Origin of the sequence: Gemmobacter aquarius, assembly GCF_003060865.1 — a bacterium.
Classification (GTDB): domain Bacteria; phylum Pseudomonadota; class Alphaproteobacteria; order Rhodobacterales; family Rhodobacteraceae; genus Paragemmobacter; species Paragemmobacter aquarius.
Map to the genome: position 1 here is coordinate 2075805 of NZ_CP028918.1, position 23454 is coordinate 2099258.

Sequence of the window (23454 nt, forward strand, 5' to 3'; positions counted from 1 at the left end):
CACGCTTACCGTCACGCGGTCTTGCCTTTGCCCCCTTCCCTGCGCTCTGCTGGCGCAAACAAATGCGAAAGACGACACGATGGACATCGCCGAATTCGAAGCCGAAGCCGCCCGCCTGATCCTGCCCGAGTTTACCGAGGAAACCGCCCTGCGTCTGGGCTTGACGGTGGTCAACATCGCCAAGCTGGAAAAGCTGGCAATCGTCGTCGACATCCGCACGCAAGACCGCTGCCTGTTCCACTGCGCGCTTCCCGGTGCGACGCCGCTGAACGACAACTGGGCGCGGCGCAAGTCGAACACCGCCTTCGCCTTCCGCAAGGCAAGCTTTCACGCCCAGCACGCGATGAAGGCCAAGGGCGAAGACCTTGCCAAGCATGGCCTTTCGACCGACGACTACGCCCCGCAAGGCGGCGCCGTGCCCATCGCGGTCAGGGGTGCGGGCATGGTCGCCTGCCTGACGGTCTCGGGCCTTGCCCAAGCCGAAGACCACGCGCTTGCCGTCCGCGCGATCGAAACCCTGCTCGGCGCATAACGGCCTTCAGTCAGGCCGGACCCGGTCGAAGAAAGCGGTAAACATGTCGCTCCCCGCCAGCGGGGCCGACCCTGCCGCCAGCGCGACGGAAAAGCCGATGGCCGATGACAGCGGGCTGTGCTTTCCCCCCCCGTCGCCCGCATTCAGGTTCATCACCAGCGTGGGCGACAGGAACAGCCCGATCCGGATCACATCCTCCCAATCGGCGGGCAGCATGGCCTTGTCTGCCAGATGCGCCAGCCACGGCTTCCAGAACTGCCGAGCCTTGGTCTCCAAAAGCGCCATCCGCACCGGCGACGGGCGCCAGTCGGTATCGATGCACAGCCGCCCGCCGCGATAGGCGACCGAGGCACCAAAGCGACCGGAAAGCATCTCGGGATCATACAGCCAGCACGGATGGGCAAAGACGTTGTGGAAGGTCGATTTCACCTCTGCCAGCAACGAGGGCACGCCGTCTCCGGCAAAGGCCGGATCGAAAAAGGCCAGACGGTCTGCATCGCCCCCGCGCAGATACCAGACATTGGCGTTATGCGCGTCGCCATGCGCCACGATCCCGCCCGCATCGGCCAGCGCCTCGGGCGCGTAGCGGCGATGCGCCAGATCGAACATCGCGCCAAGGCTGCGCGAATGGGTAACGCCGTTTATCACGGGCATTGCATCGCGCATCTGGTCCCAGGTGAGCCGCAGATCGCCGGGAAACACAAAATCGCGCCCCAGATAGAACCGCGCCAGCCGCCCGCCGGGATAGTGCCGCGCGGGCGCATCGACGATGCGTTCGTAAAACAGCCGGTGCACAGGCTCTGCCGCAGACTCCGCCGGCGTGATGGGTCGCAAGGTGGCCTTGGCGCAAGACAGGATATGGTCGTTCAGCCGCGCCTCTGCCGCTACAGCCCGGTCTACCGCCGCCTCGTCCCCGCTCTGGTCCAAAGCAAAGAGCACATCCGAAAAGCGCGGATCGGCGCGGCGGGCATAGACCAGCACCTGCTCGCCCGGCAGGGTCGAGATGTAAACCGGCTGATCCACCGGCAAACCGGCATTCGACAAGATCTCGGCGCGGTAATACTCGCCCCGCATCGCGTCTTCGCCTTCCTCTTGATGGAACTTGAAGAAAAAGTCGCGCTCCTCCGACCGGAAGAACCCGTTGAGCGAATTGAGCGAATACTGATCGACGTTGATCGCAAGCCCCGTCACCGGAATCCCGAACAACCCCGCGATGAACTCTTCCAGCATCCGCTCTGCCGCCGCCCTGTCCTGCGCCGCCACAGCCCGTATCTCTGCCGTCCGCGACAGGCTCATGCCACCCCCCCGCACAGGATGATTGTCTTCAACCCCGAAACCTCTCCCGCGATATGGCGCGCATAGGCATCGGGTACCGCCCCCGGCAGGATCGTCTCGGCGACAAAGTCATCCAGCACCCCCGCCAGATCGGGCAGCATCGCGTTCACCTCGGCCAACTCCCCGCCAAAGGCATGGCACCCCACCACCGTAATCTCGCGCTCGACCAAAGCCACCGGATCGACCACCGCACCCCCGCGCCCGATCCCGACCAGCCCCAGCACCCCGCAGCCGCCGATCCCCTCCACCAGCGCCGCAATCACCGCCTCCCGCCCCGTGCTGTCCATCCCGTAACGGAACCCCCGCGCCACAACGGCTTCCAGCAGGGCCACCTCGCCCCCCGTCACCCGCGCCACCACGCCCGCCCGCGCGGGGTTGCGGTGATTCCCCCCATCCCCGTTGCCGGGGAACCTGCACCACGCCCGCCCGCGCGGGGTTGCGGTCGATCACCGTTACGCCATGGCCCGCACGGGCGGCCAGCAGCGCCACCAACCCGCCGATCGGCCCAGCCCCCGCCACCACCAAGGGCACCCCCGCAGGCAACCCCATCCGCCGCAGCGCATGCAGCGCCACCGCCAAAGGCTCGGCCATCGCCAGATGCCGGTCCGGCACCCCCGCCATCGCCCGCAAAACGTTCCTCGCGGGCAAGGTCACCGCCTCGGCAAAGCCCCCGTCGATCACCTCGCCCACAAACCCCAGCCGCGCGCACACCTGCCCGCGCCCGTCGCGGCAGGCGGCACAAACCCCGCAGGTCACACGGCTGTCCACCACCACCCGCTCGCCCAATGCCACATGGTCAACGCCCGCGCCCAGCGCGGTCACCACCCCCGTAAATTCATGCCCCGCGACGACCGGCGACCGGCTGATCCACGCCCCCGTGCGGAAATTGTGCAAGTCAGACCCGCAAATCCCCGCCGCCGTCACCGCCAGCGTCACCTCGCCCGCAGACGGAGGCGCAGGTGCCGCGATCTCCTCGACCCGCAAATCCCCCTTGGCATATAGCCGGACCGCCCGCATCGCTCAGCCTTTCAGATAACGCTCGCGCATCGGCCCCACCGCATTCACATGCGACGAGAACCCCTCATAGGTTCCCAGCACATGCGCGGTTTCCGCCATGGCCGGATAGCCCTTCTCGGTTACATACCCAACCGAACTGCGCCGTATGAAATCGCTCACCGAAAGCGGCCCATAGGTATTCGCCCCCTTCGAGGTCGGCAGCACCGCGTTCGGCCCCAGCCCGAAATTGGCAATCGACACCGGCGTATGCGTCCCCAGCAAAATCTCGGCCGCTTCCGTGATCTCGCCCAGATATTCGAACGCCTTGGTCGAGAGTATCTCCAGATGCTCGGGCGCGTATTCATTCACAAAGGCGCAGGCATCCGCCATCGATTCCGCCAGCACGATCCCGCCCGACCGCCCCGTCAGCACGGCCTTCGAGAACTCGACCCTCTGCGGTGTCATCTGTGCCCAGTGCTGCGGCAGCGCCTCCAGCGCCTGCTGCACCACCAACTCGGAATCCGTCACCAACCAGGCCGAACTGTCCGGCCCATGCTCTGCCTCGATCAGCAGGTCCAGCGCCGCCAGCCCGCCGTGAACCGTGCCATCCGCAAGGATGATGCACTCCGAAGGCCCTGCCGGCAGCCCCGGATCGATCACCCCCGACAATAGCCGCTTTGCCGCAACCACCCAGGGGCTGCCCGGCCCCACGATCTTTTGCGCCTTACGGACGGTTTCGGTGCCATAAGCCACTGCGGCCACTGCCTGCGCGCCGCCGACCTTGTAGACCGTCTCAACCCCCGCGATCCGCGCCGCGACCAAGGTCGCCGCATCCACCTTTCCCCCCGGTCCGGGCGGCGTGACGATGGCAATGTTCGGCACCCCCGCCACCACGGCAGGAACCGATGTCATCATGGTCACCGACGGAAACGCCCCTTTCCCGCGCGGCACGTAAAGCGCCACCGAATTGACCGGCAAAAACCGGTCGCCCGCAAAGGCACCGGGGCGGATTTCCTTCAGCCACATCGGCTCGGGCTTCTGCTCTTCATGGAACACGCGGATGTTCTCTATCCCGAAGCGGATCGCCTCGATCACCCGCGCATCGACCAGCCCGAAGGCCTCGTCGAACTCGGCTTGCGTCGCTTTCAACCCCGCCGCCGTCAGCCCCTCGGCCTTGTCCAACTCGCGCCCGAAGCGCACCAGCGCGGCATCGCCCTCGGCCCGCACCGCATCGATGATCGGTTGCACCCGTTCGAGGAAAAAGGTCAGATCCCCCTCTGACCGTTTGACCAGCGCCACCCGCTCGGCGGGCGGCATGCCCTTCAGACGAACCACATTCACTTGCGCCATGACGATCCCTTCCAGACGACAGCGCAGACCATCCCGCCCGCGCCCCTCATTTCGATTTCAGAAAAATCTCCAGCCCGACCAGACGGTCGAGCAGCCAGACCGCCGCCAAGGCAAGCAGCACGAAGACCGAAGACACGGCGGCAAGATCGGGCGTGATGATCGAGCGCACGTTGTTATAGATCTGCACCGGCAAGGTGACGGTGCGCGAATCCGTCAACAGCAGGCTGACCAGAAACTCGGTCATCGCCAGCACGAACATCAAAAGCCCGCCCGTAATCATCCCCGGCATCACACCGGGAAGCGTGACGTGAAAGAACGTCTCCACCCGCCCCGCCCCGCAGGTCGCCGCCGCAAGCTCCAGATCGGGGTCGAGCGACGCCGCCGACGACGACACCGACCAGATGATGAAGGGCAGGTTGATCACCGCGCAGGCCACACCCACCGGCCACAGGCTGCCCAAAAGGCCCCATTGCCCGAAGACCAGCATCATGCCGATCCCCGACCCGATCAGCGGAATGGTGAACGGCAAAAGCAGATAAACCTGCAAAGCCCCCGCAAAGCGCAGCCGGTACCGCGTCAGCGCGATCCCCGCCAAAGTCCCGACGGGCACCGAAACCGCCAGACAGACCAGCGACACGATCAATGACCGCCCGAAGGCCTGCCGCAAATCCCGCGCCAGCGCGATCTTTTCATACCATTGCAGCGAAAGCCCCTGCGGCGGAAAGGCGATGATATTGCCCGCCGTGAACGACGCCCCCACCACGATGATCGTGGGCAGTGACAGGATCAGCACCGAAAACAGCACCAGCCCCCAGAAGACGAAGCGTTGCGAAGGGCTGGTCATTTGCGTGCCCCCATTCCCAGCGTCCCCGCGCCGAAGACAGCGATCACCACCCCCGCGAACACCGACCCCAGCGCCACCAGCAACAACGCCAGCGCCGCCCCCAGCCCCTGATCGGCGGTGCGGAAGAACTGGTCGTAAATCGCATTGGCGATGAAATCCTGCGACCCGCCCCCCAGCATCGCCGGAATGGCGAAATCGGTCAGCGTCAGTGTCCCCACCACCAACCCCGCCCCCACCAGACCGGGCTTGGCCATCGGCAGCGTCACATGCCACATCACGCGGATCCAATTGGCCCCCAGCGAACCCGCCGCCGTTTCGGTTTCCTGCGGAATGGCGGTCAGCGCAGGCGCCAGCATCAACACGGCAAAGGGCAGCATGTATTGCACCTCGCCGAACACCACGGCAGGAAAGTTGAACAGCAGTCGCACCGGCTCGATCCCCACCAGCCCGAAGCCCTGATTGACCACGCCCTTGGTGCCAAGGATAATCAGCAGACCATAAGCCCGCACCACCTGCCCGATGAAAAACGGCAGGAACAGCACCACAAGCAGCGTCTTTCGCACCCAGGCCCGGGGCGTTCGGACCAGCAGGTAGGCAAAGGGAAAGGCCAGCACCAGCGTAAAGACCACCGTCAGCGCCGCCGCCCAGACCGACCGCAGGATCACCCCGCCATAGGTCGCGCTTTCCATAACCGTGCGGTAATTCGCAAGCGTGTAGTCTTCCGACAGGCGAAAGGTCGAACGGTCGAGCACGCGCAGCGAATTGTCCGCGATCTCGACCATGCCTGCGACCAGCAACCCCACCAGCAAAAGCGCAGGCAGCACCATCAGCCACCCCGTCGCCGCCGCAAAACGCCGTGGCCACAACAGGTCGAGCGCCGCCTCGGCCATGTCCATGACACGCCAGCGCAGCGGATAGCGGAACGGCTCTTGGTCAGGGCGGGGCATCGGCGGGTCCGTCACATCGGCAAAACGCGCCGCCCGTCACAGGGGCGGCGCAGCGGACAAGGCGTTACCCTTGCATGATTTCCTTGAACTTGGCGAACCAGTCGCTTTCGTTCTCGACCTGCACTTTCGCCGACACGCGGATCAGGTGTTTGAACTCCTCTTCCGTGGTCGGATAGGACGGATCGCCCGCCAGCCCTTCGGGCGGCGTCAGCCCCGGCACCACTCCCGGCAGCCCCAACCCGTCAAGCCAGACCTGCTGCGCGTCCTTGGTGATGGCAAAGTTGATATATTGCTTGGCCCAGTAAAGCTCGTTCTCGGGCAGGCCCTTGGGTATCCACAACCCGTCGGTGTCGAACTTGGAGCCCTCCTCCGGCACGGTCCAGGCCAGATCGATCCCGTTGCGCTTGGCCGCCAGAGCGTTCGTCGAAATCGTGCAAGCCGCGTCGATCTCGCCATTCTGGAACCATGTGGTGAAATCGGGGTCCTCGCCCAAAAGCGGGGCCTGTTCCTTCATCTTGGCGATGAAATCCCAAGCGGGCTGCATGTTTGCCGGAATATCTTCAAGCGATCCGCCCCCCGCCACCTGCGCGGGGAAGTGGAAGCCGATCCCGTCGTTGTACAACGCGATCCGCCCCTTCAGCCGCGGGTCGAGCAAGTCTTTCCACGACTTCGGCGCCCCGTCCGGAAACGCCTCGGGCCGGTAGGCCAGCACGTAGACATAGCCATAGGTGTTGACGATCGGATAGCCCTCCAACCCTACCGGCTTGGCCAGATCGGTCACACCCGCAAGGTTCGACAGGTCCGACAGATCCTCGGTCACACCGCGCAACGCCGACTTTGTGGCGTTCGTGGTAGTGTCCCAGTTGATATGGATCGGCGGCACGCGCCCCTGATCGACCGCCGCCCAGACCTTGGGCTGGATCTCGTTATCCTCGGTCAGATCATGGCGCACGGTGATGCCGGTCGCTGCCGTGAACGGGTCCGACACGCCCCGTTTCAGCGCATCCACCCATTCGCCGCCCCAGGCCCGCACGATGATCTCGGCCGGTTTCTCGGGCTCGGCGGCAAACAGGCGGCCGCCTGCAAGCCCTGTCATCAGCGCGGCCCCGCTGCCTGCAAGAACACTACGACGGGAGAAGTTGTATTTCATGGGTCGACCCTCCTTTGAGTTGTTTCGCGTCAAAAACATCGCCCCTGTCAGGGGGCCGATCCGAATATCTTCATGTCGGCATCATGCCAGCCGATCACCACGGCGCTTCCGACCTCGTACACATCGAAGGCCGCGGGATCGTGGTGATAGATCTGGAACTCCACCCCCGCGCCCAGCGCCACATCGACCAGATAAAGCAGCCGCTCCCCCTCGAAGATCACATCCCGCACCTGCCCCGAAAGCCGCGTGGCACAAGCCGCCAACGCCACTTCGGAGCGTGCGATCCTGATCTGCTCGGCCCGGATCGCCCCGCGCACCGGCGCGCCTGCGGGACAGCGGCCCACTGCCACCCCGCGCAGGAACACCCCGTCCAGCATCATGCCCCCTCGGCGGCAACCCCCTGCAAGAAGGTCGAAACCCCGAGAAACCCCGCAACGAACGTATTCGCAGGTTCACGGTACAGCGCGACCGGACGCGCCTGTTGCTGGATGCGCCCGCCGTCCATCACGATGATTTCGTCCGACACCACCAAAGCCTCGCGCTGGTCATGCGTCACGTTGATCGTGGTCACGCCAAGCTCGTGCTGGATGCGGCGGAATTCAAGCTGCATCTCCTCGCGCAGCTTGCGGTCGAGCGCGGCCAAGGGTTCATCGAGCAACAGCAACTCAGGCTCGAACACCAGCGCCCGCGCAATCGCCACCCGCTGCTGCTGCCCGCCCGACAGCGCATTGACCCGCCGGTCGCCATACCCGTCCAGCTTCACCAGATCGAGGAACTGCCGCACCCGCCCCGCAATCCCCGCCGGATTGAACCGCCGCATCTTCAACGGAAAGGCCACGTTCTCGGCCGCCGTCATATGCGGGAACAGCGCCAGCTTCTGGAACACCATCCCGACCGACCGCCGGTGCGGCGGGGCCGCGTCCACAGGTTTTCCCCCCACCATAATCTGGCCCCGCGTGGGCCGGTCGAACCCCGCGATCATCCGCAACAGCGTGGTCTTGCCCGACCCCGAAGGTCCGAGAATTGTCAGGAAGCGCCCCTGCTCCAGCCGGAACGACACCGCGTCCACAGCAGGCTTTCCGGTGCCGAAATCCATCGTCACATCGCGGGCGACCACCGCCGCGGCCCCTTCGCCGCTGTCTTGCCCCTGTGACCGGCCCGCCGCCATGTTCGCCCCTTATGCCCGCCCCGTCCGACGTGTCGAAAATCTAGACCGCACAGCCTTGGCTTGTATAGATGCCTTGATAATCAATGGCGTATTCCGCCCCGCCCTGGCCCTGTGGCCGCCCTTAAATCGAGCAAAGGTATCCGCCGTCCACCGCAAGACACTGGCCCGTCACATAGCGCGCGGCGGGCGATGCCAGAAACACCGCAGCCCCCGCCAGATCGTCGAGCACCCCCAGACGGCGCAGCGGCATCTGTGCGGTCATCCGTTCGACCCATTCGGTGTCGTCATAGAAAACCTCGGTCATGTCGGTCTTGAAATATCCCGGCGCCAGCGCGTTAACGCGTATCCCCTTTGGCCCCCATTCCGCAGCCAGCGCCCGCGTCATCCCCAATATTCCCGACTTCGACGCGCCATAAGGCACCGCCGTCGGCACCCCCACGAACGAGGTCAGCGAGGCAAGGTTGATGATCGCGCCCCCGCCCGCCTCTGCCATGCCCTGCGCCACCGTCTGCGCCACGAAGAACGCGCCCTTCAGGTTGGTATCGACGATTTTGGTCCAAAGCGCCTCGTCCACGTCGAGCGCGGGGCGCACATCTTCGACACCCGCGTTGTTCACCAGCACATCGACAGGGCCAAGGCCCGCCAGACCATGGCGGATTGCGCCGACATCAGACTGGTCAAATGTCACGCAATCGACGCGCGCGCCGGTTTCGGCAAGGTCGCCCACGACGGCGTCGAGCGCCCCGCGCGCACGGGCGGCAACCACGAGATCGGCTCCTGCGCGGGCAAAGCCCACGGCCAGCGCCCGCCCGATGCCACGGCTCGCGCCGGTTACCAGCACCCGTTTTCCCGCACAGGAAAACTGCCCTTCCAGCCAGCTTCGTGCCCCGTCCGTCACCTCTCGCCCTCCTGCGCCGGTCGTCGAAGTTTAAACGTCCCGCCGTCCGCACCGCAAGGCCATGCCAACGGCGCAGGCTTGTGCCCCCCGCCTGAGCGTGCTTCACAGGCGCACCCCCAAAGAAAGGCCTTCGATGTTCAGCGCATGGAAAGAGGAAAAGGCCCTGACCGCCCTGATAGACGAGGCGCAGGCCATGGCCGACAAGCTGGAAACCACCAAGCCGCATATCCGTGACAGCCATGCCGCCACCGCCCGCTTCTGGCAGGCCGCCTGTCTGGCCGAAGGTCAGGACCTGCACGATCTTGCCGCTTGGCCGCCCGCCAACGTGACGCGCTTCGTCAAGGCCACGCAGACCCGCATCGCCGCCCTGCGGAAAAGCCGCGACTACGACAGCAGCGACGGCCTCGCGGTCTGGCTCCACACCGCCCGCGCCGTGCTCGAACCGCGCATCGCCCCGCCCGCCCGCCTGATCTGGCAGCACCTCATGTCCGCCGGACCCAATGCCGCCGCCATGGCCGAAGATCTGGCCATTGAGGCCACGCTGGTGCTTGCCCCCGATTCCACCCCGCCCCGCGGCTTTGACACCGATCCGCAAGCCTAGGCCCGCTCCAAAGGGTCGACACAGCCCGAACAGTCACATACACATCCCGAAGTATGCATGGGCAAGACCATAGGCGCAGCCCATTGGTCCGATCCGGCGGTAAGAGTGGATTTGAATGACCCCGCATAGTGACGCCTTTTGCATCCCGGCCGCACGGATCAGCCGCATCGTCACGGGCTTTGGCATCTACGGTGCGGACGGCGCGCTTTTGCCCGACACCGCCATCGGCACGTCGGTCTGGGTGACAAAGCCCGCCGCTACCGCAGCGCCCGTGCAGGACAGTTCGCGCCTGTTCGGCCCTGCCCTCTTTGCCGGTCCAGCCGACAAGCAGTTCGGCTTTCTCGTGCTCAATGCCCTCGGCCGCCTGCCCGCGCTCGACCGCCTGCCGCCCGAAACCACGCTGGTCTATGCCGCCAAACGCACTGCGCGCCCGCCCTCGTATACCGCGCTCCCACGGCTTTTGCGCAGTCTGGGCGTCACCAATCCCGTCCTCGTCACCGAAAACGCGCTCGCCTTCGAAAGCCTGCACACCGCGCCCGAACTTTTCGGCGAAGCCACCGGATGCAAGGGCCGGCCCGAATTCTACGACTGGATCGACAGCCGCTGGCCCCGCGCCAAACCGGCCGACCCCAAGGTGAAACTCTACGTCACACGCAGCGGGCTTGGCCCCGATGCCGGACGCTATGCCTGCGAAGACCACCTCGAACGGCTTCTCGCCGCCGAAGGCTACCGCATCTTCTCGCCCGAGGCCCATTCCATCGAAGAACAGGTGAAAACCTTTCAACGCGCCGGCAAACTGGTCTTTGCCGAAGGCTCGGCGCTGCACCTCTTTGCGCTTCTGCGCCAGCCCGACCAGATATCGGCCGTGCTCCACCGGCGCGAGGTGCTGCCGCAGGCCATCGCCACCCAGATGCAGGACCGCGCCGGTCGTCCCACCCGTGCGATCAATGCCGTGACCGCGACATGGTGGCCGCCGCAGCGGGGCGACCATCTGGGCCTCGCGGTCCTTGACTTCGACCGGTTGCACAGGGGCCTGAAAGACGCGGGCCTGATCATCGGAACCCGCTGGAAAGCCCCTACGCAAGCCGAGGTTCAGGTCTCGCTAAGGGCCGGACTGGCGCCCGGCGAAGATGTGATGTCGCCCGAGGACCGCGCCGCATGGCTGCGTAGCAAACGCCGAAAGACGAAGGAAGACTGATGTTCAAACAGGCCAACGGACTGAAATACACCAAATTCATGAATGCGCTGCACCGCGACCGCCTGTTCGACTGGTATATGGAAATCGGCTGTCGTACGGGCCGCACCTTTGCCCCTGTGCGCGGCAAGACGATCGTCGTCGATCCCTTCTTCCGCGTCGAGGACAATGTGATCGGCATCAAGCCCGCGCTGCATATCTTCCAGCAGCCAAGCGACGATTTCTTCGCAAGCGGTTTCCTGAAATCGGCCAAGGTCAAACTCTCGTTCAGCTTCCTTGACGGCATGCACCTCTTCGAATTCCTCCTGCGCGATTTCATCGCCACTGAAAAGGCCAGCCATCCCGACGGCGTAATCGCCCTGCATGATTGCTGCCCCTTCGGCCACGAAATGACGACCCGCGATCTGGACAACACACCCAAACGGGCCTGGACAGGCGATGTGTGGAAACTGATCCCTATCCTTGCAAAACACCGTCCCGACCTGACCGTCACCGTGCTTGACGCAAGCCCGACGGGCATCGTGCTCGTGTCGGGGCTGGACTCCAAATCGACGGTGCTGGACAGGGCTTACGCAAAGATCTTGCAGGATTATTCCGAACTGACGCTGGAAGATTTCGGTGTCGATGCGTTCAACGACCTGTTCGATTTCCACGACACGGCCGCCTTCATCGCCGCAGGCTACCCGTTGTTCGACGGCGTAGCACTCGATCCGGCACAGGCGCTCAGGCCCGAAAAGGTCACACCCTGACCGTTCGCGCATGCCGCCCGCCGCGCTTTGGCTTGTCAGGCAACGCGCATTCGGTATCGTGGCAAGAAGAAGATAGTTACTTTCAAAGGTTATGAATCGAAATGGACGAAGCCGAATCGAAAAGAGATCGAGTCCGCACAAGGTTGCTTCAATCGCTGCCAAAGGGCGGTCGGGTCGCCGAGGTGGGGGTTTGGGAGGGCGCATTTTCGCGCAAGATCCTCGATATCTGCGAACCGGCCGAATTGCACCTGATCGATCCGTGGCTGTACCAGCCCGAATTTCCGAACACCGGCTTTGGCCGCCGCAAGAACGAAGAGCTGATGGAGCAGAAGTACCAAGCCGTCTGCGCCGCATTCGCCGATGACCCGCGCGTAAAGATCCACCGCGCCATGTCCGACGTGGCGCTCGGGGGCTTTGCCGATGGTTACTTCGATTGGGTCTATCTTGACGGCAACCACAACGAACCCTTCATCGGGGCCGACATCGCGCTGTCGCTGCAAAAGGTAAAGCCCGACGGCCTGATCACGGGTGACGATTTCAACTGGATGTCCGAAGCGCAGGGCGCCCCCGTCAAGCGCGCCGTCGAACAGGCCGTGGCCGATCTGGGCAGCATGGCGTCGCTCAAGACCATGGCGAACCAGTGGATCGTGACACTCGGACGTCCGGTCTGACCAGCGCCCAGCCATACTGCGGCGGCAGGGGGCAAGCCTCTGCCCCGCTGCATCCTTTGTTTCCTTATCGCGTCCGGTGCCGGTTCCATGGCTGAAAAGCATCCCTATGCCGATCTTCCCGCCCAGGCCTTCTGGCGCACCGGCGTGGCCGAGGCTGGCGTCTTCGGCCTGTCCAAACTGTGGGATTCGTGCTTTTCGCTGCCCGCCGATGCCCGCTTTGCCACCTTTGGCTCTTGCTTTGCCCAGCACATCAGCCGCGCGCTGAAAGCCCGTGGCATCGGCTGGATCGACGGCGAACCCGCCCCCGCAGGCACGCCCGCAGAATTGGCCCGCCGTTTCAACTACGGCGTGTTTTCGGCCCGCACCGCCAATATCTACACCGCAGCGCAGTTGCGGCTTTTGCTTGAAATGGCCGCAGGCAACCTTGCCCCCGACGCGGCCGAACTCTGGTCCGAACCCAAGGGCCGCTTCCGCGACAGCCTGCGCCCCGCCATCGAACCCGAAGGTTTTACCAGCGAAGCCGAAGCATTCGCCTCGCGCCTGTCGATGATCCGCGGCCTTGCCCGCGCCATCCGCGGGGCCGATGTCTTCGTCTTCACGCTTGGCCTGACCGAAGGCTGGGAAAGCATCGAAGGCCAGCCCTATGCCGCCTGCCCCGGCACCATGGGCGGCAGCTTCGACGCGGGCCGCCACCGCTTCGTCAACTACCGCGCCGCCGCCATCCGCGCCGATCTCGACCGCTCTTTCGCACTGTTGCGCCAGATGAACCCCGACATCCACCTTTTGCTGACCGTCAGCCCCGTGCCGCTGACCGCAACCGCCAGCGGCGCGCATGTGCTGGTGGCAACCACGCGGTCCAAGGCCGTGCTGCGCGCCGTCGCGGGCGAAATGGCCGAGGATGAGCCCGCCGTCGATTACTTCCCGTCCTACGAAATCATCAGCGGCGCCCCCGCGCGATCGGCCTTTTACGAACCCAACCTCCGCTCTGTCGTGCCGCAGGGCGTCGACCTTGTCATGGGTCACTTCTTCGGTGGCCTGCACTTGACCGCCCCCGCCCGCCACGGCAACGAAGCGGCCCTTCAGGCCGCCCGGGATGCCGCGCTGGAACAATCGATGGCCGCCGAAGCCGTCCTGTGCGAAGAAGCCGCACTCGAGGCTTACAATGCATCCTGACCTTCTGATCATCGGTGACAGCCACACCGCCGCCCTGCAAGAAGCCGCAGTCGCGTACGGGCTGAACTCTGAGATGCTGTATATATCGGGCAATTTCTGGCACGAAAACCAGATGCGCCCGCACCGCGGGCAGGGCATCTCGCAACCGCACAGACGCGGCCTGAACCGCAAGATCATCGGCTTCAACGCCCAGATCGGCGGATCGGTGTTTCGCGCCGACATCCCCGTTCTGGCCAGCATCGGCTATCATCTGGGCCGGTTGGCCCCGCTTTTCGCTCGCCACGGCCATACGCCCGACGCCGCCCATTTCGCCGAAAATGACGGCCTCTTGTTCGTCAGCGACGACTTCCTTTTGTCTTACATCCTGCACCACCGCGACAGCCTGTTCCGCCTGCTGCGCTTTGGCGCGCAATATGCCAAACTGACGGTCGTGGCCCCTCCGATGATCCAGACCGACCCCGTCGCGCTTTATTTCGGCAGCCGTATCACCAGCGCCTTGCGCAAACACGGGCTGACCGTCTTTGACCCCCGCGACGAAGAAGACTGGGCCGATCGCCCCCTGCCCGAACACTTGCGTGCCCCCGACGGGGTGCATGGCAATGCCGCTTACGGCGCTGAAGTGCTCGACCGACTGTCCCGTCGCGGCCTGCTTTCCGTAGATCCTGCCACGGTGTGATCGCGCGGGTTAGTGCTCGGCCTCGCCCTGATGCTCGACGGTAAAGAAGAAATCGGCGGGCAGTTCGGGCGCCAGCGCGATCTCGTCGGGCACCGATTGCGGCCCTGCGTTGAACACGGCCGATCCGAAATGGTGCTGGCGGCGGCACAGGTTCCGCATCCGCTCTCCGGTCAACTCGCCATAGAACCGCCGATAGGTTTCCGTCTGCAACAGCGCCGCGATCTTCGCCCGATGCTGCGCCACCGAAAATTCATGCGCGGCGCGGATTTCCGGGTCGGCTAGCAACCGCTCGAATTCGGCGCGGCAGGCCGGAATCATCCGCTGGATCGAGGTGTCGCTGTCCTGATTGTGCGACATGCGGAACCAGTAGTTCAGCCCCTGATCGCGGTCGACATGGTTCACCCGCCCCCGGTCGCGTTTCACAAGGAAACTCTCGGCACTCCGCACCGCATAATGGTTCAACTGCACCCAGTCATAGCCATAGGTTTCCAGCGTCGCCCGCCAGCCGTTGCGGAACATCTCGCGCGGCATCAGCTTGCCCGACCCGTTCAGCCAATGCACCTGATCCCACAGGTCGGGCTTCAGCCCCTTGGGCCGGTGCACGCCCAGCTTCTTGTAGATGCCGATGTTGCGAAACAGCGTCTTGAACCCCCATGCCTGATGCGGTTTGCGGATGATTTCCGGCGCGCAGCGGGTGAACTGGTCCAACAGGAAGCGGTCTTCATACCCCGCCACGCCTGAATCGCCGAACAATCGCCACGTCAGGCTGATCATGTTGGCATCGCCGATCGCGGCATAAAGTGCCCCCAGCGTGCCATCGCCGATCTTGATGTTGATGAACTCGTCCACGTCCATGCAGATCGCCCAGCCCGCATCGCGGATCACCGCCTCTTCCTCGGCGGCTTGCAGGGCGGCGTGCTGCGGCTTCAATTCTCCCCCCGGCTGCCACGGGTTGGCACGGTGCTGCACCAGCCCCTTTTCCTGCAACAGGGTCAGCATCGTGTCGGTGCCATCGGTGCAGTCGTTGGTATAGACCAGAAAATCATCGACCCCGATGGCGCGGTGATAGGCGATCCACTCCAGAATGAACGGCCCCTCGTTCTTCATCGTGGTCACGATCGCCGTGCGCCCCGCCTGCACCGCCTGTCGCGGCGCGGCTTTGGCGGCCGACACCGGCGCGCGGATCGGGCTGTGGCCAAAGAAATCGCCGGCCATCGCCAACAGATGCGGGTCTTCGATCAGACTGGTCTTGGGCGCCAACTCGCCGCTGGCCCGGTCGGGAACCCGGATCGCCATGGCGCGGAAGAACGGCACCGTCGTGGCCGGATCGGGCTTGACATAAGCCACCCGCAGCATCCGCCATGTATTGGCCAGCCCCGCCTTGCGCGGCGCAACGCCCCAGCGGGTGATACCGCTGCCCGCATCGAACTGGCAGCAGATATGGTCGCCGAACCGCGCCTCGCGCCCCGCCCTGACGCGCCACGGGTAGATGCGCTGTCCGGACAGCAGCACCACCCCGCCCTTCGCTTCGACACAGCGGTCGAAACTGCCAAACGCGGCGGGATCGAGGATATCGGTCACATCCAGCATCAGAACCGCGCGGGCATCCGACAGGAAGCGCCATTTGCCAAGTTCATAGATCAGCCCCTCGCCCATCGGCGCCCGCAGACGGTCGGGCGCGGGCGGCTCCATCCGGTCCTTGCCCGGCGCGTCCGGCGCAAGAAATGGGTGGTTTTCCGGCCCCATATCGGGCTTGCCAAGGGCGAGCGGGCTTTCCAGCACGACGACCGTCACGGCAACCCCTGCCAAAGCCGCCTCAAGCGCGGGCGCAAAACCGGGGTCGGGCATGCGGTTCAGCACCAAGGCCCCCTGCATGTCGTGATGCACCGCGTGATAGCGCAGCCATTCTGCCACCTGTGCGGCGCTTTCCTCAAGCCTGACCCCGAACAGGCAATTCAGCCCCGCCAGCAGGTCCGGCTCGGCCGCTTGCGGCTGCACGTCCAGCAGCGTGCCATCCGCCAGCGCGATTGGCCCCTGCCCCCGCGTGGTGACGATGCAGGCCCCCGCGACCTCACGCAGGTCTTCGGGCACCGCCGCGCCCTGCGCGCCATCGGGCAGAAAGGCCGCGACCGCCGTTCCGGTCCCGAAAAAGCTGCGGACCAGATCGCCGGGCAGCGCCACACAGTCCAAAAGCCGCGTCACACTTGACGCACCGACCTCGCGGGCGGACATGCGGCGCAAATGAACCCGTGACGCTTGCGATCCCACCGTTACTGCCCTTACCCTTTTGCGGAACGACCCTCCGCGCCGCGGTGCTATACCATGCCCGCAAGCCTAAGGGATAGCGCCCGCGCCCAAAGGATACATCATCCTTGGCAAGGTGCCGCTTTTGCGCCAAACTCGCAACCAGCCGGACCATTGTGGCGGGTAAGAGGTTCAGGTGAAAGCAAAACTGCGGGAAGTCGGCACACTCTGGATCGGCGGCGAGCTTTCGTGGATGGAGCAGCTTTGCCTCAAATCCTTCGTCGATCAGGGCCAAGAGATCACGCTGTTTTCCTATGATGACATCCCCAACGTCCCCCAAGGCGTCATCCGCCGCGACGGGCGCGAGGTGCTCGATACCGACAATTTCCTGAAATACGAAAAGAAGGACAGTTTCGCGCTCTTTGCCGATCTGTTCCGCCTGCACATGCTGGCCAGGAACCCCGGCATGATCTGGGTCGATACCGACGTTTATTGCCTGCGGCCGATGACCTATGACACGCCCGATGTGCTCGGCTTCGAACTGCCGGGCGGCCAGCGGGTCAACAACGCGGTGCTTGGCCTTGCGCCCGACAGCCCGCTTCTGGCTGCGATGCTCGACTATACCGCCGATCCCTTCGCCATCCCGCCCTTCGTCAGACCCAAACTGCGTGACGAGTTTGCGACAGCCAAAGCCGCAAGCCAGCCCGTCCACGTCAGCCAGCAGCCTTGGGGCGTCTGGGGGCCGATGATGGTGACGCATTTCGTCCATCACCTCAAACTCGCCGCCAAGGTGCTGCCGCAAGAGGCGTTCTACCCCATCGCCTTCCCCGACCGGCAAAGGTTCTTCAAACCCGTGGCCGAAGTCGAAGCGATGCTCTCGCCGCAGACCACCGCGCTGCACCTCTGGGCCTCGAACAAGCGCGAACTTGGCCTGCGCTACATGGGCCTGCCGCCCAAGGGCAGCTATCTTGACATGCTGGTGACGAAACACGGCATTTCACCCAGCGCCGCCCCGATAAAGCGGCGCGGCAACCGCGTCTTCGAAGCCGGCCTGATCGACCATGTCGGCCTTGAGGACGTGCGCCTGTTCACCGATATCGGCGGCACCGCACAATCCTTCGCCATCGCCGCCCATGGCAAATGGGATTGCGACATCCAGCTTGTCGACATCGACCATCGCGGCCGTTTCGCGCCACATCCCTCGAAATGGGTGGCAGTCTATACCAAGGCCCTGATTGGCCATGGCATCGACCCCAAACGCATCAGCCGCGCCGGTTCGCAAAACGCCCTGCGCCCGGCGCAACTGGTCGCCAACCTGAACGGCTTTGGCGACATCAACAAGATCAAGCACCTTGAAACCGTGCTGCCCAGATTGCTCGACCATGGCAGCCAGTTGGTGATCGACATTCGCAAAGGCTCGGGCGCCTTTCCCTTTCTCAAGGAATTCGGCACCACCAATACCGTCAGCACGACCGAAGTCGACGGCGTGCCGGTCGTTCGCACCATCCTGACCGCCGACAAGATCGTCGCGCGCGACGACGAAAGCTCATGGTCGGCCATCGCCACCACCTTGGCGGGCAAGGACGGGTTCTTCCGCGAAAGCCGCGAGCACAGCTTTCTCTTTACGCCCCGCTCGGACACCTTGGTCGTCACCTTCGACAACGTCGAACTCGCCATGGAAAAGCGCGATGACCGCCGCCCCTGGGGCTATTCCTTCATCGAAAAACAGGGCTGGTCGATGCTTGGCGTCATGGCCAACGGTTGGACATGGTATCGCGACCCATGGGTTGCCGCCCAATTCGACGACCTGCGCGACAGCGGCTTTTTCGCCCGCTTCCGCCGCGTGGTGTTCTACGGCGCGTCGATGGGGGGCTATGCCGCAGCCGCCTTCGTCGCCGCCTGCCCCGGTGCAGATGCCGTGATCATCTCGCCGCAATCCACGCTCGACCGGTCGGTCGTCCCTTGGGAAACCCGCTACAAGACCGCGTGGGATCACGATTTCAGCGGCCCGTACGGTGACGCGGCCACGGCCAGCCATGCGGCGGGCACCGTGACCCTGCTCTACGATCCATACGAGGAACTCGACGCAGGCCACGCCGCCCGCTTCACCGGCCCGAACGTGCTGAAACTGCGTGCGCCCCTGCTCGGCCACCGGCTGGGGTCAAGCCTGCAACAGATGGGCATCCTCGCCCCTGTCACGCTGGGCGCCCTGAACGGCACCCTGACCGAAGCCGATTTCTACCGGCTTCTCAGGCAGCGAAAGACTTTCAGCCGCTACCAAAAGGAACTCTTCGACCGCGCGCTCGGCATGGGCCGCCCCGCGCTTGCGCGCAAGGTCGGCCGCTGGGTGCTGACGCGCGGTGACAACCGCCACATCCGGCGCGAGATGCTTGCCCTCGACCAAGCCGCAGCCGCACCAAAGGCGGTTCCGGCCTGACCGTGGCCGCACGTCAGATCGAATCACCCTCGCCCGCAGCCGGCGGCTGGACGGGCGGCGCCTCCGGTTTGCGGCGGATCAGGATATCGCCATTCGGCTGCATTTCCGGCATCTCGTAATTCGTCATGTCATCGACGAGCCCCAGAAATTTTTCGACCGCCGGCGCGATCGCCGGTCCGAACTGGTCGGCCAGCGCCTTCATATCGCTGATCGCGGGTGCGACTTCATCCGCGATGCTGCCCCCGAACAGCGACATGCCCCATTCGATCCAGCCCTGCGCGCTTTGTGCGGCCTCTTGGGCATGAAGGGGCGTTGTGGCCAGCGGCACGGAACCTGCCGAGAGCACAAGGGCGAACACGGGTACGACAAAAATCTGTTTCATGACAGGCACATGGCCATGCCCGCCCGCATTTTCAACCGCCATCGCGAAATTTTCAACGCCCTGCCCCCGCAAGCCGATTTCAACGGCATCCGCTGCATCATGTTCGAACCCGGGGGCGGCAATGTCGACCGCATGTACCCCAGTACCGTGGCGTCGCAGCAGGGAACACCCGCAGCTCACGGCGCTTTCCGCCCTGGCTTTCGACCCCGAAGGCACCCGCCCCGGGGCCAAAGTCCTTACAGGTCCTTGACGATCCGCAACGCGTCATAGATCGCGGCATGGGTGTTGCGCGACGCAACCGCATCACCGATCCGGAACAGCCGGAATCCGCCATCGGGGTTGGCTGCCACCGCCTGCACCCCGCCAGTCGACAGGGCCTCGTAATCCACCTCGCCAAGGTTCGTCGATTGCGGCTTCAACTCGAAATACAAATCGTCCAGCGGGCGCGTGCCGTGGTTGACGATCACCTGATCGACCAGCCGTTCCTTGGTATAATCACCGTAATCGCTGCCCAGCCTGGCGCGCAGCCGGTTGCCTTCACGCACCACCGACACCAGCCGCCACGTGACGGTGAATGTCGTGTTCCGCTTTTGCAGGTTCCGCATATAGGGGACAAGGTTCATCCCCATCACCTCGGGTGAAAAGCTGCGGTCGGGTGTCACGATCTCGACCGCCGCCCCCGTGGCTGAAATCAGGTCCGCCGCCTGCAAAGCCGCATGATCCCCCGCATCGTCAAAGATCAGCACGTCCGCTCCGGGCTTCACATCGCCCGACAGGACGTCCCATGCCGAATGGACCAGATCGTTGCCCGCCGCCAACACTGCCGTATGCGGCAGCCCCCCCGTGGCGATGATAACCTCGTCGGGCTGCGTCGCCAGCACCATCGCGGCATCGGCATAGCTGTTGAAATGGAAGGCCACGCCCTTCTTTTCACATTGCGCCATGCGCCACGCGATGACCGAGATCATCTCGCGCCGCCGCTCGTCCTGCGCGGTCAGGCGTATCTGCCCGCCCGCGCGGTCGGCGGCCTCGAACACCGTCACCGCGTGCCCGCGCTCGGCCGCGACCCGTGCGGCTTCCACCCCCGCAGGCCCCGCGCCGACGATGGTGATCCGCTTTTTCGCCGCAGCCACAGGTATCACATGCGGCATCGTCTCTTCGCGGCCCGTGGCGGGGTTGTGCAGGCAAAAGGCCAGCCCGCCCTGATAGATGCGGTCCAGACAGTAATTCGCGCCCACGCAAGGGCGTATGTCATCCTCGCGCTTCTCGATGATCTTGCGCACGATATGCGGGTCGGCCATATGCGCCCGCGTCATCCCCACCATATCCAGCTTGCCGCTGGCAATCGCATGGCGCGCGGTGGCCACATCGGGAATCCGCGCCGCGTGAAAGGTGGGAAAGCCCGTCGCCGCCCGTATCTCGCCCGCGAAATCCAGATGCGGTGCGCTTTTCATGCCCTGAATCGGGATCAGGTCGGTCAGCGCGGGGTCGGTGTCGATATGCCCCCTGACAACGTTCAGGAAATCGACCAGCCCGCTGTCCTTGAGCTTGTGGCTGACCTCCATCCCCTCGGCGCGGCCCATGCCTCCGGCCATGTCCTGATCGCCGGTATAGCGCAGCCCCACGATGAAATCGGCCCCGCAGCGTTCGCGGATCGCCCGCAGCACATCGAAGGTAAAGCGCAAACGGTTGTCGAGCGACCCGCCATAGGGCGCTTCCAGATCATTGGTCAGCGGCGACCAGAACTGTTCGAGCAGATGGCCATAGGCCTCAAGCTCGATCCCGTCCACGCCCGCTGCCTGCATCCGCTCGGCGGCATCGGCAAAATCGGTGATGATACGGGCAATGTCCCAATCCTCGATCCGCTTGGGGAAAGCCCGATGCGCCGCCTCGCGTTCATGGCTGGGGGCCACCACGGGCAGCCAGTCGCCCTTGTCCCAGCGCGTGCGGCGGCCAAGGTGGGTCAACTGGATCATCACCGCCGCGCCGTGGTCGTGACATTCGTCCACCATCCCCTTCATCCAGCCGACGACCTCATCCTTCCATGCAAGGATGTTGTTGAACACCGGCGGGCTGTCGCGCGCCACGCTTGCCGACCCCGCCGTCATCGTCAGCGCAACCCCCGCCTTGGCGCGTTCGACATGATAGGCCCGATACCGCCCCTTGGGCATCCCGTCCTCGGGATAGGCCGGCTCGTGGCTGGTAATCATGATGCGGTTTCGCAGCGTCAGATGCTTGAGCTGATAGGGCTGCAACAGCGGGTCGTTCGACATCGGGGCCTCCTGATGGGTTGCCGCCAATCTCGCATAATGTTCAGTTGTGTCAACATTACATGCACTACAGAACATTCTTGCGAAGCACTTCGCACAGCTCTAGGCTCGGGCGCATGGCAGAGCAGGACAAACCCGAAACCGGATGGCGCGGATCGCGCGAGGGCTGGCTTGACGCCGCCTATGCCGCACTGGTCCGCGAAGGCGTCGATGCGGTCAAGATCATGCCGCTCGCCGAACAGCTCAAACTCTCGCGCACCAGCTTTTACTGGTTCTTCAAAGACCGCGAGGCCCTGCTGACCGCCCTCGCCGAACTCTGGGAGGCCCGCACCACCGCCCCCCTGATCGCCGCCACCCGCGACTACGGCGAAACCGAAACCGAGGCGATGCTGAACGTGATCGCCTGCTTCCTGAGCGCCGAAACCTTCGACGCAAGGCTCGAATTCGCCATGCGCGGCTGGGGGTTGAAAGACCCCGCAATCCTGTCGCGCGTGACCGATGCAGACCAGCGCCGCCTCGCCGCCCTCTCGGCCATGCTGGAACGCTGGGGCCATGACGCGCAGGATGCAGACGTGCGGGCGCGCACCATCTACCTTGTCCAGATCGGCTACATCTCGATGCAAGCCAGCGAGTCGCTCGAAACACGCCTGACCCGCATCCCCAAATATGTCGAAATCTACACCGGCCGCCCGCCCGAACCACGCGAAATCGCCCGCTTCCGCGCCCGCTTCGAAAGCTGACCCTGCCCAAGGGAACACCGCGAAATCAACACCTTCCGCGCAGTCGCCCGAAAACCCGCCCCGAACCCGCCGCAAGCGATAATCATTCTCAAATTCAACGGGTTGCCCCGATTGCCCGCGCCAGCTAAAGGCGGGAAAGCAACGGAGAACCCAGATGCAAGCGACACTCAAACTGGCCGTAGGAAGCCTTCTGATCGGTGTCGTGGTGCTGGGCCTCAAGGCGCTGGCATGGCAAATGACCGGATCGGTCGCGCTTTTGTCGGATGCGCTGGAAAGCACCGTAAACGTGGCCACCGCGATCGCAGCACTGGTCGCCATCAAGATCGCCGCACGCCCGGCAGACGCCAATCACCCCTACGGCCACCACAAGGCCGAATTCTTCAGCGCCGTCCTCGAAGGCGTGATGATCATCGTCGCCGCCCTGCTGATCCTGCACGAAGCCTACAAGGGTCTGCAAAGCCCGAGCATCCTCGACGCACCCCTACAGGGCCTCATGGTCAACGGCCTTGCCAGCGTCCTGAACGGCATCTGGTGCTGGGTTCTCATGACCCGCGGTCGCAGATTTCGCTCGCCCGCGCTGGTCGCCGATGGCAGGCACCTTCAGTCTGATGTGATCTCGTCGATCGGCGTCACCTTCGGCGTGCTACTGGCGATCGAAACCGGCTGGGCCGCGCTCGACCCGTTGCTTGCAGGGATCGTGGCGCTCAACATCCTGTGGTCGGGCTGGAAGGTGATGGCAACCTCGCTGAGCGGGCTGATGGACGAAGCCGTGCCCGACGAGACGATGACCAAAATCCGCAACGTCATCTCGGCCGAGGCGATCGGCGCGCTAGAAGCCCATGACCTGCGGACCCGTCATGCGGGCAAGGTGACCTTCATCGATTTCCACCTTGTCGTGCCCGGCACCACCTCGGTCGCCGACGCGCACGAAATCTGCGACCGGATCGAGCGGGAAATGAAACTCAAGGTGCCCGATGCGATGGTGACGATCCACGTCGAACCCGAACACAAGGCAAAGCAGACCGGCATCATCGTGCTTTGACTGCGCCTTTTTTTGCGTCGCCCGATGCAGGCTTTTACGCTATAGGTGGCAAAA

Annotated in this window: 22 protein-coding genes and 1 pseudogene; 10 read left to right on the forward strand and 13 right to left on the reverse strand. The window is 64.5% G+C overall.

Annotated features, from left to right (window positions below; translation table 11 throughout):
- Window positions 1-79 precede the first annotated feature (79 nt).
- Window positions 80-532: a heme-degrading domain-containing protein gene (locus tag HYN69_RS09980; RefSeq protein WP_108435610.1), complete on the forward strand. Its 453-nt coding sequence runs from the start codon at window positions 80-82 to the stop codon at window positions 530-532.
- Between the two features lie 6 nt (window positions 533-538).
- Here HYN69_RS09980 and HYN69_RS09985 read toward each other — a convergent pair whose 3' ends face one another.
- The 10 genes and pseudogenes from HYN69_RS09985 to HYN69_RS10020 all read right to left on the reverse strand — a co-directional run bounded on the left by HYN69_RS09985 (window position 539) and on the right by HYN69_RS10020 (window position 9220).
- Entirely contained in the window at window positions 539-1828 is a 1290-nt protein-coding gene (locus HYN69_RS09985) for a hypothetical protein (protein WP_108435611.1), read from the reverse strand.
- Window positions 1825-2223 (reverse strand): hypothetical protein, encoded by a 399-nt coding sequence (locus tag HYN69_RS21365; protein ID WP_230426367.1) that lies wholly within the window; start codon window positions 2221-2223, stop codon window positions 1825-1827. Before HYN69_RS21365 ends, HYN69_RS09985 begins: the two co-directional genes overlap by 4 nt.
- A 328-nt stretch (window positions 2224-2551) precedes the next feature.
- Window positions 2552-2884, reverse strand: a pseudogene (locus HYN69_RS21920) (alcohol dehydrogenase catalytic domain-containing protein); the annotation flags it as partial.
- A 3-nt stretch (window positions 2885-2887) separates the two neighbouring features.
- Window positions 2888-4213 carry a histidinol dehydrogenase gene (gene hisD / locus HYN69_RS09995; protein WP_108435612.1) on the reverse strand — a complete coding sequence of 442 codons (1326 nt, stop codon included), beginning with the start codon at window positions 4211-4213 and terminating at the stop codon, window positions 2888-2890.
- A gap of 46 nt (window positions 4214-4259) precedes the next feature.
- On the reverse strand, window positions 4260-5057 hold the full coding sequence (locus HYN69_RS10000; protein ID WP_108435613.1) for an ABC transporter permease: 798 nt from the start codon (window positions 5055-5057) through the stop codon (window positions 4260-4262).
- Window positions 5054-6004 carry an ABC transporter permease gene (locus HYN69_RS10005; protein WP_108435614.1) on the reverse strand — a complete coding sequence of 317 codons (951 nt, stop codon included), beginning with the start codon at window positions 6002-6004 and terminating at the stop codon, window positions 5054-5056. The genes HYN69_RS10000 and HYN69_RS10005 overlap by 4 nt, the downstream gene beginning before the upstream one ends.
- Window positions 6005-6068: 64 nt before the next feature.
- Window positions 6069-7154 (reverse strand): ABC transporter substrate-binding protein, encoded by a 1086-nt coding sequence (locus tag HYN69_RS10010; protein WP_108435615.1) that lies wholly within the window; start codon window positions 7152-7154, stop codon window positions 6069-6071.
- 47 nt (window positions 7155-7201) lie between these two features.
- Window positions 7202-7534, reverse strand: a complete 333-nt coding sequence (locus HYN69_RS21375) for a TOBE domain-containing protein (protein ID WP_230426369.1) — start codon at window positions 7532-7534, stop codon at window positions 7202-7204.
- On the reverse strand, window positions 7531-8322 hold the full coding sequence (locus HYN69_RS10015; protein WP_230426370.1) for an ABC transporter ATP-binding protein: 792 nt from the start codon (window positions 8320-8322) through the stop codon (window positions 7531-7533). The genes HYN69_RS21375 and HYN69_RS10015 overlap by 4 nt, the downstream gene beginning before the upstream one ends.
- A 121-nt stretch (window positions 8323-8443) precedes the next feature.
- Window positions 8444-9220, reverse strand: a complete 777-nt coding sequence (locus tag HYN69_RS10020; RefSeq protein WP_108435616.1) for an SDR family NAD(P)-dependent oxidoreductase — start codon at window positions 9218-9220, stop codon at window positions 8444-8446.
- Between the two features lie 133 nt (window positions 9221-9353).
- Here HYN69_RS10020 and HYN69_RS10025 point away from each other — a divergent pair, with 133 nt between their 5' ends.
- From HYN69_RS10025 to HYN69_RS10050, 6 genes are all read left to right on the forward strand, one after another.
- Complete coding sequence (locus tag HYN69_RS10025; RefSeq protein ID WP_108435617.1) at window positions 9354-9821, forward strand: hypothetical protein; 468 nt, start codon at window positions 9354-9356, stop codon at window positions 9819-9821.
- 115 nt (window positions 9822-9936) lie between these two features.
- Complete coding sequence (locus HYN69_RS10030; RefSeq protein WP_108435618.1) at window positions 9937-11019, forward strand: glycosyltransferase 61 family protein; 1083 nt, start codon at window positions 9937-9939, stop codon at window positions 11017-11019.
- On the forward strand, window positions 11019-11765 hold the full coding sequence (locus HYN69_RS10035; RefSeq protein ID WP_108435619.1) for a class I SAM-dependent methyltransferase: 747 nt from the start codon (window positions 11019-11021) through the stop codon (window positions 11763-11765). Before HYN69_RS10030 ends, HYN69_RS10035 begins: the two co-directional genes overlap by 1 nt.
- 143 nt (window positions 11766-11908) lie before the next feature.
- Window positions 11909-12436 carry a class I SAM-dependent methyltransferase gene (locus HYN69_RS10040; protein ID WP_159082419.1) on the forward strand — a complete coding sequence of 176 codons (528 nt, stop codon included), beginning with the start codon at window positions 11909-11911 and terminating at the stop codon, window positions 12434-12436.
- 87 nt (window positions 12437-12523) lie between these two features.
- Window positions 12524-13609: a GSCFA domain-containing protein gene (locus HYN69_RS10045; protein WP_108435621.1), complete on the forward strand. Its 1086-nt coding sequence runs from the start codon at window positions 12524-12526 to the stop codon at window positions 13607-13609.
- On the forward strand, window positions 13599-14285 hold the full coding sequence (locus tag HYN69_RS10050) for a hypothetical protein (protein ID WP_108435622.1): 687 nt from the start codon (window positions 13599-13601) through the stop codon (window positions 14283-14285). The genes HYN69_RS10045 and HYN69_RS10050 overlap by 11 nt, the downstream gene beginning before the upstream one ends.
- 9 nt (window positions 14286-14294) lie before the next feature.
- On the opposite strand, the gene HYN69_RS10055 is transcribed toward HYN69_RS10050, so the two are convergent.
- Complete coding sequence (locus HYN69_RS10055; protein WP_108435623.1) at window positions 14295-16517, reverse strand: glycosyltransferase family 2 protein; 2223 nt, start codon at window positions 16515-16517, stop codon at window positions 14295-14297.
- A 208-nt stretch (window positions 16518-16725) separates the two neighbouring features.
- Here HYN69_RS10055 and HYN69_RS10060 point away from each other — a divergent pair, with 208 nt between their 5' ends.
- Window positions 16726-18966, forward strand: coding sequence for a hypothetical protein (locus tag HYN69_RS10060; protein ID WP_230426371.1), 2241 nt, complete (start codon window positions 16726-16728; stop codon window positions 18964-18966).
- Between the two features lie 13 nt (window positions 18967-18979).
- Here HYN69_RS10060 and HYN69_RS10065 read toward each other — a convergent pair whose 3' ends face one another.
- Both HYN69_RS10065 and hpbA read right to left on the reverse strand, forming a co-directional pair.
- The gene (locus HYN69_RS10065; protein ID WP_159082420.1) at window positions 18980-19348 is read right to left on the reverse strand and encodes a hypothetical protein; all 369 of its coding nucleotides are present in this window, start codon (window positions 19346-19348) and stop codon (window positions 18980-18982) included.
- Window positions 19349-19584: 236 nt separating this feature from the next.
- Window positions 19585-21621 (reverse strand): N-methyl-L-proline N-demethylase HpbA, encoded by a 2037-nt coding sequence (gene hpbA / locus HYN69_RS10070; RefSeq protein ID WP_108435625.1) that lies wholly within the window; start codon window positions 21619-21621, stop codon window positions 19585-19587.
- Window positions 21622-21734: 113 nt separating this feature from the next.
- On the opposite strand from hpbA, the gene HYN69_RS10075 reads away from it, so the two are divergent.
- A complete protein-coding gene (locus HYN69_RS10075) occupies window positions 21735-22358 on the forward strand; it encodes a TetR/AcrR family transcriptional regulator (RefSeq protein WP_108435626.1) in 624 nt (207 codons plus the stop codon).
- Between the two features lie 154 nt (window positions 22359-22512).
- Window positions 22513-23400 (forward strand): cation diffusion facilitator family transporter, encoded by an 888-nt coding sequence (locus HYN69_RS10080; RefSeq protein WP_108435627.1) that lies wholly within the window; start codon window positions 22513-22515, stop codon window positions 23398-23400.
- Window positions 23401-23454: the final 54 nt, after the last annotated feature.

What these genes read in the sequence shown, in the direction of transcription:
- HYN69_RS09980 (WP_108435610.1), top strand. Translation starts at nt 80, where the DNA reads ATGGACATCGCCGAATTCGAAGCCGAAGCCGCCCGCCTGATCCTGCCC.
- HYN69_RS09985 (WP_108435611.1), bottom strand. Translation starts at nt 1,828, where the DNA reads ATGAGCCTGTCGCGGACGGCAGAGATACGGGCTGTGGCGGCGCAGGAC.
- hisD (WP_108435612.1), bottom strand. Translation starts at nt 4,213, where the DNA reads ATGGCGCAAGTGAATGTGGTTCGTCTGAAGGGCATGCCGCCCGCCGAG.
- HYN69_RS10000 (WP_108435613.1), bottom strand. Translation starts at nt 5,057, where the DNA reads ATGACCAGCCCTTCGCAACGCTTCGTCTTCTGGGGGCTGGTGCTGTTT.
- HYN69_RS10005 (WP_108435614.1), bottom strand. Translation starts at nt 6,004, where the DNA reads ATGCCCCGCCCTGACCAAGAGCCGTTCCGCTATCCGCTGCGCTGGCGT.
- HYN69_RS10010 (WP_108435615.1), bottom strand. Translation starts at nt 7,154, where the DNA reads ATGAAATACAACTTCTCCCGTCGTAGTGTTCTTGCAGGCAGCGGGGCC.
- HYN69_RS21375 (WP_230426369.1), bottom strand. Translation starts at nt 7,534, where the DNA reads ATGATGCTGGACGGGGTGTTCCTGCGCGGGGTGGCAGTGGGCCGCTGT.
- HYN69_RS10015 (WP_230426370.1), bottom strand. Translation starts at nt 8,322, where the DNA reads ATGGCGGCGGGCCGGTCACAGGGGCAAGACAGCGGCGAAGGGGCCGCG.
- HYN69_RS10025 (WP_108435617.1), top strand. Translation starts at nt 9,354, where the DNA reads ATGTTCAGCGCATGGAAAGAGGAAAAGGCCCTGACCGCCCTGATAGAC.
- HYN69_RS10030 (WP_108435618.1), top strand. Translation starts at nt 9,937, where the DNA reads ATGACCCCGCATAGTGACGCCTTTTGCATCCCGGCCGCACGGATCAGC.
- HYN69_RS10035 (WP_108435619.1), top strand. Translation starts at nt 11,019, where the DNA reads ATGTTCAAACAGGCCAACGGACTGAAATACACCAAATTCATGAATGCG.
- HYN69_RS10045 (WP_108435621.1), top strand. Translation starts at nt 12,524, where the DNA reads ATGGCTGAAAAGCATCCCTATGCCGATCTTCCCGCCCAGGCCTTCTGG.
- HYN69_RS10050 (WP_108435622.1), top strand. Translation starts at nt 13,599, where the DNA reads ATGCATCCTGACCTTCTGATCATCGGTGACAGCCACACCGCCGCCCTG.
- HYN69_RS10055 (WP_108435623.1), bottom strand. Translation starts at nt 16,517, where the DNA reads ATGTCCGCCCGCGAGGTCGGTGCGTCAAGTGTGACGCGGCTTTTGGAC.
- HYN69_RS10065 (WP_159082420.1), bottom strand. Translation starts at nt 19,348, where the DNA reads ATGAAACAGATTTTTGTCGTACCCGTGTTCGCCCTTGTGCTCTCGGCA.
- hpbA (WP_108435625.1), bottom strand. Translation starts at nt 21,621, where the DNA reads ATGTCGAACGACCCGCTGTTGCAGCCCTATCAGCTCAAGCATCTGACG.
- HYN69_RS10075 (WP_108435626.1), top strand. Translation starts at nt 21,735, where the DNA reads ATGGCAGAGCAGGACAAACCCGAAACCGGATGGCGCGGATCGCGCGAG.
- HYN69_RS10080 (WP_108435627.1), top strand. Translation starts at nt 22,513, where the DNA reads ATGCAAGCGACACTCAAACTGGCCGTAGGAAGCCTTCTGATCGGTGTC.